This window comes from Streptomyces sp. NPDC056987 (assembly GCF_042673865.1).
Classification (GTDB): domain Bacteria; phylum Actinomycetota; class Actinomycetes; order Streptomycetales; family Streptomycetaceae; genus Streptomyces.
In genome coordinates this window covers 390,247-407,347 of sequence record NZ_JBHURV010000001.1, presented here as the reverse complement: position 1 = coordinate 407,347, position 17,101 = coordinate 390,247, and the positions used below count along the sequence as shown (strand labels likewise).

Here is a 17,101-nt window from a genome sequence, read left to right as displayed (position 1 = left end):
GGTGTACTCAACTCCCTTATCCGGGCAATTGGTTGATGGCGTGGTCCTCGGTGGCCCACAGATACTGCACGGCGTACGCGCGCCAGGGCCGCCAGGCGGTGGCCCGCGCCGTCAGCGCGGCGGGCGTCGACGGCAGTCCGAGGCCCGCCGCGGCCCGGCGGATCCCGAGGTCGGTGGGGAGGAACGCGTCGGGGTCGCCGAGCGCGCGCATGAGGATCACCTCCACCGTCCACGGTCCGAAGCCGGGCAGCGCGGTGAGCCGGGCCCGCGCCTCCTCCCAGTCGCTGTCGGCGCCGAGCCGCAGCGTCCCGTCGGCGAGCGCAGCGACCAGTGTGGTGAGTGTGGTGCGCCGGGTGCGCGGCAGGGCCAGCGCCTCCGGGTCGAGCGCGGCGAGGGCCGCGGGGGACGGGAAGAGATGCGTGAGGCCGCCCTCCGGGTCCTCGACCGGTTCGCCGTGCGCCCTGACCAGCCGGGCCGCGTGCGTCCGGGCGGCGGCGGTGGAGACCTGCTGGCCCAGTACGGCCCGTACGGCGAATTCGGCGGCGTCCACGGTACGGGGGACCCGCCGCCCGGGCGCCTTGTCGACCAGCGGGGTGAGCAGCGGGTCGGCGCGCAGTTGCCCGTCGACGGCGACGGGGTCGGCGTCGAGGTCGAGCATCCGGCGGCAGCCGCTGATGGCGACCGTGAGATCGCGCGGGTCGGTGAGGGAGAGCCGGCAGGCGATGTGGTCGGGGCGCGGGGTGAGGGCGACGATGCCGTGCCCGTACGGGAGGGAGAGCGTGCGGCGGTAGGCACCGTCCCGCCACTCCTCGACGCCGGGGACGGCGGTGGCGGCGAGGTGGCCGAAGAGGTTGTCCGGGTTGAGGGGCGCGCGGAAGGGCAGGCGCAGACAGATCACCCCGGGGGTTCGGGCCCGCTCGGGGTTCCCGGCCCGCCGCTGATCGGTGTGTGCGTCCGGTGACGTGTCCGGGATACGCGCGGCGCGCGCGGCGCGCGCGGCGCGTGCCGCACGGGCGCGCAGCTCGCTCGGTGAGAGCGCGAAGACCTCTCGTACGGTGTCGTTGAACGCCCGGATCGAGGCGAACCCGGCGGCGAACGCGACCTCCGCCATCGGCAGTCCGGTCGTCTCGACGAGCAGTCGCGCGGTCTGCGCCCGCTGGGCGCGGGCGAGGGCGAGCGGGCCCGCGCCCAGCTCGGCGAGGAGCTGGCGCTCGATCTGGCGGGCGGAGTAGCCGAGGCGGGCGGCGAGACCGGGCACGCCCTCGCGGTCCACGACCCCGTCCTGGATCAGCCGCATGGCGCGGGCGACGGTGTCGGCGCGGGCGTTCCACTCCGGCGAGCCGGGGCTGGTGTCGGGCCTGCACCGCTTGCAGGCCCGGAATCCGGCCTGCTGGCAGGCGGCCGCGCTCGGGTAGAAGGTCATGTTCTCGGCCTTCGGCGGCACCACGGGACAGCTCGGCCGGCAGTAGATCCGGGTGGTCAGGACCGCGGTGAAGAACCAGCCGTCGAACCGTGCGTCCTTGGACCTGACGGCCCGGACGCAGCGCTCCGTGTCGGCGTGCATCGCGAGGTGCGTGGCGGTGTGCATGGGTCAAGCATCGAGCATCCGGAGCGGCCCGGCTGGCAGGAAAACGACATCAGGGTCCGGCGCGGGACACCGCCCGGACACCGCCCCGCACCCCCTCCGGACACCGCCCCACAACCCCTCCGTACGCCGCCCGCGCACCCCCTCCGGACACCGCCCGAACGTGGCCCGGGCACGGCCAGCACACCGCCCGAACGGGGGACGGCACGGAAACACCCGCCGGGCAAAGGGGCGCGCCGGAAGAAAATCTCTTCGGCTTGTTTCCCACCCTGACTCGAAATCCTTCTGTGAAGCGATCGTGAATTCGCCTTCATATCCTTCCGGCCGCACGCCGCTGACCACGCCATTTATCCAACGGCCGGCCTCCCGTGAAAGAACCGCCCGATGACCGAATCGACCTCTTGACCATTCCTTGGGAAAGAAACGAGACTCGCAAGCGGCACTCATACACCAAGAGTCACAGCCGAGAGCGCAGCGCATGATCACGCGGATGACCACGCGGATGACCAACGCGAACGGCCATACGGATGACCATGCGAAACAGGTACCGCTATCGCATGGGGGTGTGAGACGGGGGAACGGGGGAAGTGCGCACGCATGTGAATTTTACTGGGACGCATGCGCGCCGCACCTCCACTTTTCCTCCTCATCTCATCCCTTGATGCGCGAAGGGAATGGAGGGGGAATGCCGTCGCACATGGGCTATCCCGGCGTATACATCGAAGAACTCCCCAGCAGCGTCCGTACCATCGCGTCGGTCACCACGTCGGTGACCGCGTTCGTGGGTCACACCCGCCGGGGGCCGCTCCACCAGCCGGTGCGGGTCACCAGCTTCGCCGACTTCGAGCGCCGCTTCGGGGGGCTCACCTCCCGCAGCGCCGTCGGCCACGCCGTGCACCAGTTCTTCGGCAACGGCGGAACGGTCGCGGTGATCGTGCGGGTGGCCAAGGCCGGCACCGGCAAGGAAGCGTGCGTCACGCTCAACTCCACCGAGGGGAAGAGCGAATGCCCCGTGCTGGAGGTGCACGCCAAGGAGCCCGGCGGCTGGGGCTCGCGGCTGCGGGTGGCGGTCGACCACGACACGCCCACCCCGGACCGTACGTTCAACCTCCAGGTCCTCGACGCGCGCGGCGGGGCCCGCGAGTCCTTCACCGGGCTGTCGATGGATCCCGGTCACGGGCGGTTCGTGGAGACGGTCGTCAACAGCGGCTCCGCCCTCGTCCGGGTCAAGGCCGTCGACCGGGACCGGCCGGACCCCTCCGGCACCGTCTCCAAGCCCTTCGCGGCCAAACTCCCCGACCTCAAGGTCGAACTGAAGGTCAAGATCGGCGAGGTGGAGCGCGAGTTCACGCTCCACGACCCGCACCACGACGGTGAAGCGCCGTCCAACGTCGCGGAGTTGGCGCTGCTGCTGGAGCGCAAGCTGCGCGCGCTGCCCGACGCGCCGGGCAAGCACACGTACGCCGGCGTCCAGGTCACCCCGTTCGGCCGGCGGATCCAGGTCGTCGCCGGCTCCATCGACCCCGCCGACGTGGTGCGCTTCATCGGCGAGTGCGCCAACGACCTCGGCCTGGAGGGGTCCGTCAACCCGCCCGCGTTCGCCCTGGAGGGCGGCGAGGACGGCGACCCGCCCGGCCCGCGCGACCTCATCGGCAGCGAGGCGGGCAAGACCGGCATCCAGGCGCTGCGCGATGTCGACGACGTCAACCTGCTGGTCCTGCCCGAGCTTTCGGCGTACGAGTCCACCGACGACATGGTCACCGTGGTCTCCGCCGCCGGGCAGCTCTGCCAGGAGCGCCGGATCTTCCTGCTCGTGGACTCGCCCTCCGCCTGGGGCAGTGTGGACGCGGCACGGGCCGGGATCGGCGCCTTCGACGCCGTACGCGGAGATCACGCGGCGCTGTACTTCCCGCACGTACAGCTCACGGACCCGCTCACCGGACGGCTGCGCGCCTTCCCGCCGTCGGGCGCGGTCGCCGGGGTCATCGCCCGCATCGACAGCGAGCGCGGCGTGTGGAAGGCGCCGGCCGGCACCGAGGCGCGGCTGGCCGGGGTGCGGTCGCTCACGGTCAAGCTGAGCGACCGGGAGAACGGCCTGCTGAACCCCCTCGGCGTGAACTGCCTGCGTACGTTCCCGGTGGTCGGCCCGCTGGTGTGGGGCGCCAGGACGCTGGCGGGCGCCGACGCGCTCGACAGCGAGTGGAAGTACGTGCCGGTGCGGCGGCTCGCACTGCATGTCGAGGAGTCCCTGTACCGCGGTCTCCAGTGGGTGGTCTTCGAGCCCAACACCGAGCAGTTGTGGCAGCAGATCCGGCTGAAGGCGTCGGCGTACCTCAACGACCTCTTCCGGCAGGGCGCGTTCAAGGGCGGCACACCGCGCGAGGCGTACTTCGTCAAGTGCGACAAGGACACCACCACCGAGGCCGACATCGACAACGGGGTGGTCAACGTCGTGATCGGCATCGCGCCGGTCAAGCCCGCGGAGTTCGTGATCGTCAAGATCCAGCAGGTCGCGGGGCAGTTCGACCTTTCCTGACCAGGCCGAGGAACAAGGAAACGCAAAGGAAACCGATGGCTGAGTTCCAGATCAACGCCCATCGTTTTGACCCCTACAAGAATTTCAAGTTCCTGGTTCTCTGGGACGGTCGAACGGTCGCGGGCGTCAGCAAGATCAGTCCACTGAAGCGCACCACCGAGGTGGTCAAGCACCGCCACGGCGGCGACCCCAGTTCTCCGCGCAAATCGCCGGGCCGCTCCGAATTCGAGGGGGTCACGCTGGAACGCGGTGTCACCCATGACCCGGAGTTCGACCGCTGGGCCAACAAGGTCTGGCAGGTCGGAGCCGGACTCGGCGCCGAGGTATCACTCCGCGACTTCCGCAAGGACATCATCATCCAGGTCCTCAACGAGGCCGGTCAGGTGGCGGTCTCGCACAAGCTCTACCGGGCCTGGGTGAGCGAATACCAGGTGCTCGGCGAACTGGACGCGAATGCCAACGCCGTCGCGATCCAGAGCGTGAAGCTCGAATGCGAGGGCTGGGAACGGGACTACGAGGTGGAGGAGCCGGTGGAGCCGTCCTTCACCCACCCGGCCTAGACGCCTCATTCCCCCGACCCGGATCCTGACACGGAGGACTGAGGGATGACGCCGACGGGCCCCGCCGAGCTGCTCGCCACCTGGGAGGCCGGACTGGCCCAGCACGGCTCGGGAAGGTCGCTGCTGCTGCACCGGGCGGCCCGCCCGGGTGCCGCCAACGACACCCTGCTGTCGCTGCCCGTCGGTGAGCGGGAGGCGGATCTGTTCGCGCTGCGCCGGGCCCTGTTCGGCGAGCGCATGCAGGTACGCGCGGAGTGCGGCGCCTGCGGGGCGGCCATGGAGTTCGACCTCGACGCGACGGCGTTCGGCGCCCGGGGACCGGGCCGGGACGGTCCGCTGCGGGTGACGGAGGGCGAGTGGGTGGTCGAGTTCCGGCTGCCCACCGTCGCCGACCTCGCGGCGGCCGGCGCCGCGGCCGATGCGGCGGAGGCCCGTCGGCTGCTGGTGGCGCGCTGCACGGTCTCGGCCGTACGGAACGGGGCGGCCGCACCGCCGGAGCGGCTGACCGAGCTGCTGCCGGCCGGCGTCCAGCGGCGGCTGGCCGAGGCCGCGGCGGAGGCCGACCCGGCCGCCGAGGTGACCCTGAACGTGAGCTGTCCCGAGTGCGGTGGGGCCACCGCCGCCGAGCTGGACATCTCTTCCTATCTGTGGGCGGAACTCGACACCTGGGCAAGGGACTTGCTCCTCGACGTTCATCTGCTCGCCACCGCCTACGGGTGGAGCGAGCCGGAGATCCTGGCGCTCAGCCCGCTGCGGCGCCGTTACTACCTGGAGCTGTGCGCGGATGTCTGACTACTTCGACCGGCTGCTCGCCCGGTACACACCGGTGGCCGACGGCGCCGGGAGCGGGGACACCGGCTCACCGGGGGGCGCTGCCGGGGTGACCCGGGTACGGCCCCGGCTGCCCGGCCCGTTCGAACGCGTCGAGGCGCTGCGTACGGCGCCACCGGAACCCGACGCACCCGCTTCCCTGATCCCGACGGCGCCCGAACCGGCTCTCGGGACCGTCGAGTTGATACGGCACGAGCGCGAGGTGCGCACGGACCGGCACACGGTCGTACGGACCGGGGCCGCGCGCGCCGAAGAGGCGGCGGGGCGGCCGGACCCGGCCGCCGGCCCCTCCCCCGACGCGGAGGCGGAGCGGCCCGCGGTGCGGCCGACTCCGCGACCCGCTGCCGGACCCCGCAGGGGGGCCGCCGACGGCTCGCGCCCGTCGCGCCACCCGGCGGAGGACGACGCCCCCGCGCGGCGGGACGCCCGGGCCGCGCCCGCATCCGGCGCGCCCGGTGCAACGTGGGGCGCCACCCCGGGCCGGGCCCGCCCGCGCGACAGCGACACGACCACCGCACGCGGCGCCGCGCAGGGCGGGGTGGGACGCCGGGCGCCCCGGCCCGCCGAGCGCGTGGTCCACGTACAGATAGGCCGGCTGGAGGTGAGCGCGGCGCCGCCGCCCGGCGGGCCACGCCCGGCGGCCGACCGCCCGGGCCCCACCGGACGGCGCGCGCCCGCGCTGACCCTGGACGACTATCTGGCCCGCGGCGAGAGGAGGAACTGAGTTCATGAGCAACGCACTTGCCGTCGCGACGGTCACCCAGGCCCTGGCCCTGCTGATCGGGAACAACCTGTCACCCGAGATGGACATCGCGGTCACGGTGGAGACCCGCAAGCCACCCGCGGAACCCCCGACGGAGCCGACGATCAACGTCTTCCTCTACCAGGTGGCACCCAACCCGTCGATGCGCCACACCGACCTGCCGACCCGCGCCTCGGACGGCAGGCTGGTCAACCGCGCGGCGGCGGCGCTGGATCTGAACTACCTGATCAGCGCGTACGGGGACGAGACCACGCTGGTCGGGCAGCGGCTGATCGGCTGCGTGGTCCGCACGCTGCACGAAATCCCCGTACTGCCGAAGGACTTGATCGAGCTGGCCGCCGAACGCCCGTATCTCGCGGGGAGCGACCTGGCCGCGTCCCCGCAGCGGGTGCGCTTCACCCCGACGGTGATGGACATCGACGAGACGTCCAAGCTCTGGGGGATGCTCCACCAGACGCCGTACACCCTGTCGGTGGCCTATCAGGCGTCGCTGGTCCTGATCGAGGGCCGCGAGAAGCCGGTGCCCGCGAAGCCGGTGGAACGCCGGACGGTCCGCGCCGTGCCGTTCAGGCCGCGGGGTGACCAGGCCCCCGAACCCAACGCGGACCCCAACGCCGAACCCACCGCCGATTCCCCCCAGGACAAGGCGCCCGCACCCACACCCACTTCGACTTCGACTTCGACTGCCACGTCTACGCCCGAGCCCGAGCCCGCGAAGAAGCGGGCCCAGAGCGGATCCGCGCCGTCGAAACGGGCGGCACCCTCGTCCCGTACCCGCAAGACCACCGCCTCGGGCGGACGCGGCCGGGCGAGATCGCGCCCCGCCGGGCCCCGGACGGACACCGACGCGGGCGACGACGGCAAGGAGAGCTGAGGAACGTGAGCGAGACGGGGGCGGGTGAGGACATGGACACGGGCACACGGGCGGGTAGCACCGGTACGGCGACGGACAACGCGGAGGCGGCGGAGGGCCGCGCACTGACCGAGGCGGTACGTTCCGTCCTCGCGCACGTCGACGCCCACGCGCGGCGCGCACACCCCGAGAACGCCCCACCGCACTCCCCCGCCCCCACCCGGTCAACCGGCCCCGGCCCCGCGCACCCCGCCACCCTGGAGGCCCTGGCCTCCTGCTTCGGGCTCAGCGCCTTCGAACGCGAGATCGTGCTCCTCGCCGCGGCGGCGGAGCTGGACCCCACCACCGGTGCCCGCTGCGCTGCGGCGAGCGGTGACCCGGAGCGGGCGTACCCGACGTTCTCCCTCGCCCTCGCCGCGCTCCCCGAACCGCACTGGAGCGCGCTGACACCCGTCGCCCCCCTGCGCCGCTGGCGGTTGATCGAGCTGGCCGACGAGACCCGGCTGACCGTGTCCCGGCTCCGCCTCGACGAACGCGTCCTGCACTTCCTGGCCGGCTCGCCCTATCTGGACGCGCGGCTGCACGGGCTGCTGCGCCGTACGGCGGCACCGGACGCGCTCCCGGCCTCGTACGACCTGGCGGCCGACCGGGTCGCCGCGGGGTGGGCGGGCGACGCCGGACAGCGGGCCCCGCTCCGGGTCGAGCTGGTCGGCGGCGATCAGCGGTCGCGCGCCGACATCGCCGCGGCGGCGGCGCGCCGTTCGGGGCTCGGGCTCTACACGCTGACGGCGGCGGATCTGCCCACCGCCCCGGACGAACGCGACCGGCTGGCCCGGCTCTGGCAGCGCGAGGCGGTGCTGCTGCCGGCCGCGCTGCTGGTCGAGACCGGCGACGGCCTGGACCGCGAACAGGCGGGCGCCGCCGACGCGTTCATCGAGAGCGCGGCTGTTCCGCTCTGCGTCTCCAGCACCGATCCGCGGCCCAGCGAGCGGCAGCGGGGCGAGCGGGTCACCGTCCCGACACTCGACTCCGAGGAACAGCTCGGTGTGTGGACGGCCGCCTTCGACGGCGTACCGGACATCTCCGAGGACGATCTGCGGGGCCTCGTGGAGCAGTTCTCGCTGCCGCCGCACCTCGTCAGGGCCGCCGGGGCCGGTGTCGTACGGGACCTTCCGCACGCGAACGGTACGGGCGCCACCGCACTGGCGTGGAAGGCGGGTCTGGAAGAGGCCCGGATGGGCATGGACGAGCTGGGCCGGCGCATCGAGCCGCAGGCGTCCTGGGGCGATCTCGTGCTGGCGGAGCGGCAGTTGAAGATCCTGCGGGAGACCGTGGCACATGTGCGGCAGCGCGCCACCGTGTACCAGGAGTGGGGCTTCGCGTCGACCCTGCGCCGTGGCCTCGGGGTCACCGCGCTCTTCGCGGGCGGCTCCGGCACCGGGAAGACCCTGGCCGCCGAGGTGATGGCGAAGGAGCTGGGGCTGGATCTCTTCATCATCGATCTGTCCCAGGTGGTCAGCAAGTACATCGGGGAGACCGAGAAGAACCTGCGCAAGGTCTTCGACGCGGCCGAACGCGGCGGCGCGCTCCTGCTGTTCGACGAGGCGGACGCGCTCTTCGGCAAGCGCAGCGAGGTGAAGGACAGCCATGACCGGTACGCCAACCTGGAGGTCAGCTATCTTCTGATGCGGATGGAGGCGTACCGGGGCCTGGCGATCCTGACGACCAACATGAAGCAGGCCCTGGACACGGCGTTCATGCGCCGGATCCGCTTCGTCGTCGACTTCCCGTTCCCCGGTGAGGCCGAACGCGCCGAGATCTGGCGGCGGGTGCTGCCCGCGCGGGCCCCGATGAAGGGCATCGATCCCGAGCGGCTGGCCCGGCTGACCGTGGCGGGCGGCTCCATCCGCAACATCGCGCTGTCGGGCGCCTTCCTCGCGGCGGAGGAGGGCGACCGCCTCCGGATGCGCCACATGCTGGAGGCGGCGCGCACCGAATACCTCAAACTGGACCGGTCGTTGACGCCTTCGGAGGTCCAGGGATGGATCTGAACGGAGTACGGCACGACGAGCGGCGCCACGAGGAACCGCGAGGCGCGGCGCCATCGCCCCTGCCCTCGGTGCGGGTGGAGATCGGCGAGCTGGTCCTGGACGGCTTCGACCGGCTGGACCCGGACCGCGTATCGGCCGCCTTCGAGGCCGAGTTGGCCCGGCTCGTACGCGACCGGGGCGTCCCCCTGGCCACGGACGGCGGACGTGCCCTGGATGCCCTGACCGGCCTGCCGCCCCTCCCCGCGACCACCTCGCCGCGCCGCCTGGGCGAGGCACTGGCGCGCGCGGTCCACGCGGGCCTTTCAGGACGCGGTGAGTCGACACGAGGGAGCGGTCGATGAGCACGCAGAGCACGTCGGCGACGGCGCAGGAGGCCCGTGCCGCGCAGGAGGCCAGGCGCCGCAAGCGCAAGGAGCGCGCCGCGGCGTCCCGTACCCCCGAGCCCAAGGACATCGTCAGCGGCGCGGGCCAGCCGCTGGACGTGAGCGTCCGCCGCGAGCTGGAGGAACAACTCGGCCACGACCTCGGCCGCGTACGCCTCCACACCGACCGCGACGCGAGCCACCTGACGTCCCTTCTGGGCGCGGACGCGGTCGCGGTGGGCCAGGACATCTTCTTCGGCGAGGGCGCCTACCGCCCGGGCACGGCGGACGGACAGCGCCTGCTGGCCCACGAGTTGCTGCACACGATCCAGAACCCGGACGGCCTGGGCACCCTGCGCGCGGGCCGCGACCTGGGCGCGGTGAGCCTGCCGCAGGAGAAAATGGAGCGCGAGGCGGAGGGGACGGCCCAGGCCCTCGTACACCCGGAGCCGAACGATGCCGAGCGGTCCGCCCCGCTGGTCGAGGAGGGACAGGCCACTCCGGGCTGGCTGCGGTACGCCACCGTGGACGCGGACCGGCGCCGCATGGAGGAGCTGGACCCCGCGACGCTGATCGACCGCCTCACGAACGGCGTCGTACGCTCCCTGCGCGGCGACCCCGAGGACCGGTCGGGCCGGGCGCGGCTCCAACTGGCGCGTATGGCACCGACGGTGCAGGAGAGCGTGCTCGACCGGCTGGAGGTACGGCTGCCCACCCCGGTCCTCGGCCGGCTGCTGGACCTGGTCGACGAGACGGAGCGGCAAGGCCCGCTGCCACTACGGGCCGCCGGGGCCCCGACGCCTCTTCCCGGCGAGGCGGAGGAGATCACGCGGGAACGGGAGCGGGAGCCCGAGCCGGGTGAGGAGCGGGGCGACGGACGGGAGCCGGCGGAAGGCCCGCAGGAATCCGCCCGGCAGGATGAACGGGACCGCCCGGGTGAGGGTGGCGGAGGGACCGGTGCCCGGGACGGCGCCGACACCGCGGCCTCCCCGGCACAGGTCGCCGACCAGGACCGGGAAGAGGCGGCGGGCCGGCAGCAGGACCGGTCGCAGTCCCAGCAGGAGGACAGGGACGCCGCCGCCCGCGACGGCAAGGACGCGGCCGCGCAGGAGGACGCGTCGAAGGACGAAGCGGGCGCGAACGAGGAGGAGCAGCAGGAGCAGGAGGCGGAAGGCCCGGCGGACAACGCCGCTCAGGAGCAGGACAGGCAGGCCACGGAGGAGCAGCCGCAGCAGGACGACGCCCCTGCCGGGGGGCGCGCCGAGAGCGGGGACGCCACGGCTGCCCCGGCAGCCGTGGACAGGAGCGGAGCCGAACCGGGTGAGAAGGCCAGGACCGGCGGTGACCTCGGCACGGCCCGCGCCGCGGGCGATCCGGACAATGAAGAGGGCGCTGACGACGAGCCGTTGGGGCTGGAGTCGGAATCCTCGGAGGACGGCGCCGAGGAACAGCGCGACACGGAAGCGGACGAGGACGCGGGCAGGGGTAACGAACCCGTCCCCGACATCGACCTCGTCGGATACACGGATGCGGCGAAGAACCCCGGACTCGTCGAGGAACGGAAGAAGGGAACCGCAGCCCGACCCAGCCTTCCCTCCACGGCTGTCGCGTCGGCGCCGAGCGCGGAGCAGGACCAGAGCGCATCGGACGCATCGGCGGACTCTTCCTCGCGTTCCGGGGCCGAGGAGGACGCCGGAGGAGAGTCCGCTCAGGACCTCTTGGGTGCCGCGTCCGCCGAGCAGAGTCTCGGGGCCGCGGAAGGCAGCGGTGCGGGCGACCTGGGGGTGCCGGATTCCGGGACGGCCGTGGCACCCGGGGCGGATGCCGCTGAAGCGGCCTGGGAGAAGAGGCAGGCGGAGGAGCGCGGGGAGGACGCCGAGGCGCAGCGGCGGGAGGAAGCGGCTCGTACCGCCGACAGCGCCGGGGGTGGAACAGCCTCCGGGCCCGGTGAGACGGCCGCACCTGAGCAGTTGGACAAGGCCGGTGAGGACGCCCGTAGCCAGGGAGCCGACACGGCCTCGTCCGGCTCCGGCTCCGCTGCGGAGGGCAAGGCTGCCGCGACCGACGGAGGCGGCCGGACGGAGGCGGGCGGGGAATCGGAGCGTTCCGCCGGGCCCCAGAGCTCTGGCGGGCCGACCGGCGCGGAGAGCGGTGCCGGAACCGGCGGGTCCGCCGAGGCGGGTACGGGCCGGACCGGCGACGGCGGGAACAGCGCACAGGAAACACCCGCCCCCACGCCCGGCCCCGCCGCCACCGACCAGGACGTCACCGAGGGCGGTGGGCCCGCCACCTCCCCCGCTCCGCAGAGCGGCCCGGACAAGGTCTCGGTGCCGGGACCGGTTTCCGCTCCGGCGCTGTCGCCGGGCAACGGTCCCTCGCCCATGGCCGGTCAGGAAGCGAAGGGCACATCGCCCAAGGCCGCCGCAGCGCCGCGTTCCGGCTCCGCGGGGGCGGCCCCGCGGGCGAGGCAGACGCCTGCCAAGCGTCAGGCCGCCCGGCAGGCGGCGAAGACCGTCCGCCGGGGCGGCGGTGGCGGAGGCGGTCGCTCGGCCTCGGCCTCGGCTCCGGCTCCCGGGCGGGCCGGTCGTGGCGCGGGCAGGACCGGTGGGTCCGGCGCGGGAAAGGCCAAGAAGGAGGCTCCCGCGCCCGACGTCTCGAACGCGACGCCCGAGTCGGGGCTGGCCACCGCGTCGGGGCTCAAGCCGCACCAGGCGCTGGAGACGTTGAAGGGCGTCGACGGCGCGGTCGGCCGGTCGGTCGAGAAGGAACGGACGACGCTGCGCAAGGCACCACCGAAGACGCGGCGCCCGTCGGGCTCCCCGAGGACGGTGCCGGGCGGCCCGACCGTGGCCGCACCCGGTACGTACACCAACGCCAAGGTGGCCCGTACCAAGGCGGCGCAAGGCAGTACGCCCGAGATCACCGGCGAGCAGAAACCGGAAGGCGAGCTGCCGGGTTCGAACGTGCCGGAGCCCAGTTGGTGGGACATCGCCGTGACGATCGGCGCCCAGTTGTTCGGCAGCCTGCTCAAGGAGATTCTGCCGCTGGACGACCTGATCGACTCGATCCTGGGGCTCCCCACCAAGGACGAGGGGCTGCAGAACGCCAAGGTGGGCGACGCGCCCAGGCTGCCGTTGGAGAACGACTCGGATCCGCAGCGCACGGACGAGCAGAGCCAGAAGCTGGACGACCGGAAGAACGAACTGCACCGGTCGGGCCGTACGGACGCGGGCCTGCCGATGGGCGAGGACCAGATCTATCCCGACGTGCCGGTGGAGACCCTGACCGGCAAGGTGCCCGGCGGGAAGAAGACCGCGAAGTCGAGTGGCCCGCGGTCGGTTTCCGGGAGCGTGCCGATCGAGTCCGCCTCCGCCGTGGCCGAACACGACCGAGGCCCGCAGATCCAGGCCGGCTTCACCGAGGGCCGGGGCAAGATGACCAAGGAGCGGGGGGCGAAGGACGAGAAGTCGCAGCAGGACAAGGAGAAGTACGACCAGGACCTCAAGCGGGAGGTCGACGCCAGCAGCAAGAAGCAGTCCGACACCCGTGAGAAGGGCAGGTCCGACATCTCCGCCTCCCGCGCCGACTGGCGCCAGGAGCAGGACGGCAAGGTCGCGGAGATCGACGACAAGAAGGGCAAGAAGTACGAGAAGGTCCGGAAGGACATCACCGACAAGGAGAAGGAGACCGACGAGGACGTCGACAAGCGCACCGAGGACGACAACCAGAGGATCACGGACACACAGACCGACGCGGAGCGGGAGGCCGAGGAGAAGCAGGAAGAAGGCAAGAGCGACGCTGACAACTGGCTCGAAGAGGCCATCGAGAAGCTGAAGGAGTTCTTCGAGGAGCTCAAGAACGCCATCAAGACGGTCTTCGAAGAAGCACGCCAGTTCGTCACCGACGTCATCGACAAGTTCAAGCAGGCGGTCTTCCAGCTCATCGACGACGCCCGCAACTGGGTCATCGACCAGATCAACGTCTTCGCCGACGCTCTGATCGCCCTGGGTGACGAACTGCTCGCCGACTACCCGGCGATGCGCGACAAGTGGCGGAACACGATCGACGGCGCACGCGACTGGGCCGTGGACAAGGTCAATGAGTTCGCCGACGCTCTCAAGGAGGTCGCCGGGAAGCTGCTCGACGGCCTGTGCGGAGCGCTGCTCGCGGGACTCGACCTCCTGGAGACGGGGCTCCTGGCGGCCGTCGACGTCGCGGAGAGCGTGACCGTCGGCGCGCTGGAGTTCGGCGCCGCGGTGGTGCAGGGGCTCGGCGAGTGGGCGGCCATCTTCAACGACATCGTCTCGGATCCGGGCGACTGGATCAGCAAGGCGGGGGCCGCCGCGGAAACCGGGGCACAGGATCACCTCTTCGAGGAGATCAAGGCCGCCGTCAAGGCCTGGTTCAACCAGAAGGTCCAGGAGATCATCGGCATCCCGATGGAGGACTTCCAGGCACTCCTCGACGGTGGGGTCACCGCGGAGGAGATGGGCCAGATGGCCTGGGAGGAGGCCCTCCCGCAACTGCCCCTCATCATCGGCGTTTTGGTCGTCGAGAAGGTCGTCGCCAAACTCATTCCGGGCGCCGGCTGGGTCATGGCCGTCATCGACGCCCTGCAGACGGCGTGGGGGGCGCTCAGCGAGATCCTCGCCGCTTTCGGGCTGTTCATGGACTTCCTGAAGTCGGTCAAGAGCGGCAGGGGGGCGCTGCCCTTCGCGAAGGCGGTCGCGGCGGGGGTCGTCGCGCTGCTGGAGCTGGTGTACCAGTTCCTGATCGAGGGTGTCGGCCGGTTCATGGGCAAGGTGGCCGACCGGCTAGGTGACATGCTGAAGAACCTCCGCAAGAAGAAGCCGGGACCGTCCGACACTCCGGGCCAGCCGGACCCGCCCGGCAAACCCAGGAACGACGAGCCCTCCACGGCCGCGGACGACCGCACTCCGACGAGCGACCGCCCGGCCACCGACCGCCCGGCACCCCGGAAGCCGACCCCGGACCAGACGTCCCGCCCACGACCGAAGCCCAGCCCCGGCAAGCGTTCCTCCCCGGAGAAGAAGCCGCGCCCCTCGCACACGACACGGCCGAAGAAGCGCCGCAGCGACGAGGAGCGCCGCGAGGACGGCCGCGAGGTGAACGCGGCCAGGCGGCGGGCGCGGGACGCGGACCGCAGGACACGGGACGACGACCGGGACACCCCCACGAATAGGCCCACCCGTCGGGGCCCGGCCCGCGACACACTCCGGCCCGACCGGCGCCGCCCGGGCACGGACCGCAAGGACGAGCGCGACCGGGACCCGAGGAACACGCGCCGCGACGACCGCCGCCGGGACGACGACCGCAGGGACGACCGGCGCCGCGACACCGAAAAGACCCGCCGCCCCGGTGACCGTCCCCGCCGCCGCCCGATCCGGCGCGCCCGCCAGACCATCAAGTCAGCGGTCAACAGGGCCCGTCGGGCGGCCCGCAGGCTGTACGGCAAGGCGCGCCGCAAGGTCGGCGGCCGTCTGAACGACCGGCTGCGCAGGCTGCGGGAACAGTGGCGCCGCCGGCACGATCAAGACCGGTCGTCTGATCGCCGCAGGGACCACAGGCGGGATCGGGACAACGAGGCTGGGCAGCAGGGCAGGAAGGACTACGACCTCCCCTCCGTCCGCTTTCGCACCGTTGACGGATCGCTGCACACGCTGCTCTTCGACGGCAAGGGCGACAGCGCCGACCTCGCGATGCGGAGCACCCTGGCCTCGATCAAGTCATACATCGACAACTGGAAACTGGAGAACAACTCATCGCCGATCTCCGGAGACCGGGATCTGCACTCCAGCCAGGAGGAATCTCGGAAAAAAGCAGAAGCGCTGAGAGAGCACGCGGAGAAGACGCAGAAAGGTCTACCCGCCCCGGAGACCAGTAACGAGCGGTACACGCGGCGCACGAGTCGACCCTCGTACGGGGAACCGATCTTCCCCGGCGGTGATCGGCCCGACGTCGAGGGAGAACTAAGTGCGTTGAGAGCGCTCATGAAACAACTCGCAACAGCCCTGGAACAGCGTTCCCGAGGAGGTGGCAAGCCGCCGATGCCGGCCACCATTCTTCCGGCGTTCTCGGACGGGGACACAGCGAAGTCCTTCAAGGCGCATTTCATAAAAAAGGACACACCGCTGGGCACGGAGTCTCATGAACGTCCGGACTCATGGCCTTTGGGCTGGGACCGCGTAGTCGCGGGCGGACTTTCCAACGGAGGCGCCTGGGTGCGCATGCACATGCTCACCGCGCAGCTCGGAGGCCACACTTCGACGTCGAACTTGGCACCCGCTCGCCGCGAAGACAACATCGCCGCTCGAGAAGGAGCAGAACATCCCGCTGCGCGCGCAATCGGCAAGAGGGAAAAAATAAAAGGGGAGACCAATGAGCTTCAGGACATGATCTGGTATGACGTTGATATCACCATGCGCGACAGTCACCCAGGATTCCCAAGTTCCGTAAAAATGCATTGGGGAAGCTACGAATACCCCAACGGACATTGGCAGAGGAAGAGCCACCCAGGAAAGTCCTGGACCAGCGGGAGCTTCGCCGAGCCACCGTGGGGACCGACCGGAAACACTCCGCTCACAGTCAACCTGAACACGGCGACCCACAACGAGATAATCGCGGTCACCACCGGACTCACCACCGCCATCGCCAAGCGAATTGTTCGCCTCAGGGAAAGCCAGCCGAGTCAGAAATTCTCAGGAATGGGCGACCTCGAAGCCAAGCTGAAGGCGCGGCGGCCAGGGCCTGCAGCGCTGGCTGCGGCGGCCAGAGTGATTACAATATTGGAGAAAGCCGAGCAAAATAAGAAGCTGTATTTCGCCTAGATCACAGGAGAGGGCATTGGAACTCGATGAACCAACATCATACGAATGGGACTGGCTCAGAGTCCTCGATGAACTCCGGGACAGCCCAGCTATCGACGTGCTGAACGAGGCACGGGAGGGCATCGATCTACTGGCGGAGGATTCAGCCTTCGATGATCTCGCCGAATGGGAGGGCATCGAAATTGGCACGGAACCGCGCAGCGCCTACATCCGTTTTTCACAACTAGGCAGCCAATGGCGGACCGTCGCCCCTTACCCAGCCCTGGCAGGCGAGTTCCGACTCACTCCCCTACCGCTGGCCGTGCACGAGGAATCTCCGGAGTTTCCGTCCTCGCTCTACTCGGACGAACAACGCGAACTGGCCACAGGGTTCCGCGTCATCGACTCCAGTCCTTTCACCGGAACTGGCTCCTTCGTTGCGTTGCGACTACAGCCCGGGGTCGGAAATCCCGAAGTCTGGTTCTCCGATCACCGAACGAACACTCTTTGGCAGATGGATCTCGACTACCGTCAATATGTCGACACACTGCGACTGACCAAGGGAGTGTTTGACTGGCAACACCTCTTCACGGAGGCGCCGCTGGACGACGTGGAATTCCCCGGCACAGCTGCTGATCTACAGGTGATGTTGGAGGTCCTGCCGACTGTTTTCGCGCACCACGATTACGCACCCCTGCATACACAGCTCGCCGAACGCCTCCGCTAGACACAC

General features: G+C 71.0%; 10 protein-coding genes. 9 read left to right on the top strand and 1 reads right to left on the bottom strand.

Features of this window, described 5'->3' with window-relative positions; all coding sequences use genetic code 11:
• Window positions 1–16 precede the first annotated feature (16 nt).
• Window positions 17–1,564: an AlkA N-terminal domain-containing protein gene (locus ACFTZC_RS01775; RefSeq protein ID WP_382886022.1), complete on the bottom strand. Its 1,548-nt coding sequence runs from the start codon at window positions 1,562–1,564 to the stop codon at window positions 17–19.
• 706 nt (window positions 1,565–2,270) lie between these two features.
• Between ACFTZC_RS01775 and ACFTZC_RS01770 the strand changes: the two genes are divergently transcribed.
• From ACFTZC_RS01770 to ACFTZC_RS01730, 9 genes are read left to right on the top strand one after another with little or no spacing between them, the layout of a single operon-like run.
• Window positions 2,271–4,121 (top strand): phage tail sheath family protein, encoded by a 1,851-nt coding sequence (locus tag ACFTZC_RS01770; RefSeq protein ID WP_382885791.1) that lies wholly within the window; start codon window positions 2,271–2,273, stop codon window positions 4,119–4,121.
• Window positions 4,122–4,156: 35 nt separating this feature from the next.
• Window positions 4,157–4,681 carry a phage tail protein gene (locus ACFTZC_RS01765; RefSeq protein ID WP_382885789.1) on the top strand — a complete coding sequence of 175 codons (525 nt, stop codon included), beginning with the start codon at window positions 4,157–4,159 and terminating at the stop codon, window positions 4,679–4,681.
• A 45-nt stretch (window positions 4,682–4,726) separates the two neighbouring features.
• Entirely contained in the window at window positions 4,727–5,473 is a 747-nt protein-coding gene (locus ACFTZC_RS01760) for a hypothetical protein (RefSeq protein ID WP_382885787.1), read from the top strand.
• Window positions 5,466–6,236 carry a hypothetical protein gene (locus ACFTZC_RS01755; RefSeq protein WP_382885786.1) on the top strand — a complete coding sequence of 257 codons (771 nt, stop codon included), beginning with the start codon at window positions 5,466–5,468 and terminating at the stop codon, window positions 6,234–6,236. The genes ACFTZC_RS01760 and ACFTZC_RS01755 overlap by 8 nt, the downstream gene beginning before the upstream one ends.
• Window positions 6,237–6,240: 4 nt before the next feature.
• A complete protein-coding gene (locus ACFTZC_RS01750) occupies window positions 6,241–7,149 on the top strand; it encodes a Pvc16 family protein (RefSeq protein WP_382885784.1) in 909 nt (302 codons plus the stop codon).
• A gap of 32 nt (window positions 7,150–7,181) precedes the next feature.
• Window positions 7,182–9,179 (top strand): ATP-binding protein, encoded by a 1,998-nt coding sequence (locus ACFTZC_RS01745; RefSeq protein WP_382886020.1) that lies wholly within the window; start codon window positions 7,182–7,184, stop codon window positions 9,177–9,179.
• The gene (locus tag ACFTZC_RS01740; RefSeq protein WP_382885782.1) at window positions 9,170–9,520 is read left to right on the top strand and encodes a hypothetical protein; all 351 of its coding nucleotides are present in this window, start codon (window positions 9,170–9,172) and stop codon (window positions 9,518–9,520) included. Before ACFTZC_RS01745 ends, ACFTZC_RS01740 begins: the two co-directional genes overlap by 10 nt.
• Window positions 9,517–16,389, top strand: coding sequence for a DUF4157 domain-containing protein (locus ACFTZC_RS01735; RefSeq protein ID WP_382885780.1), 6,873 nt, complete (start codon window positions 9,517–9,519; stop codon window positions 16,387–16,389). Before ACFTZC_RS01740 ends, ACFTZC_RS01735 begins: the two co-directional genes overlap by 4 nt.
• Before the next feature lie 16 nt (window positions 16,390–16,405).
• A complete protein-coding gene (locus tag ACFTZC_RS01730) occupies window positions 16,406–17,095 on the top strand; it encodes a hypothetical protein (RefSeq protein WP_382885778.1) in 690 nt (229 codons plus the stop codon).
• The last annotated feature ends 6 nt before the right edge of the window (window positions 17,096–17,101 follow it).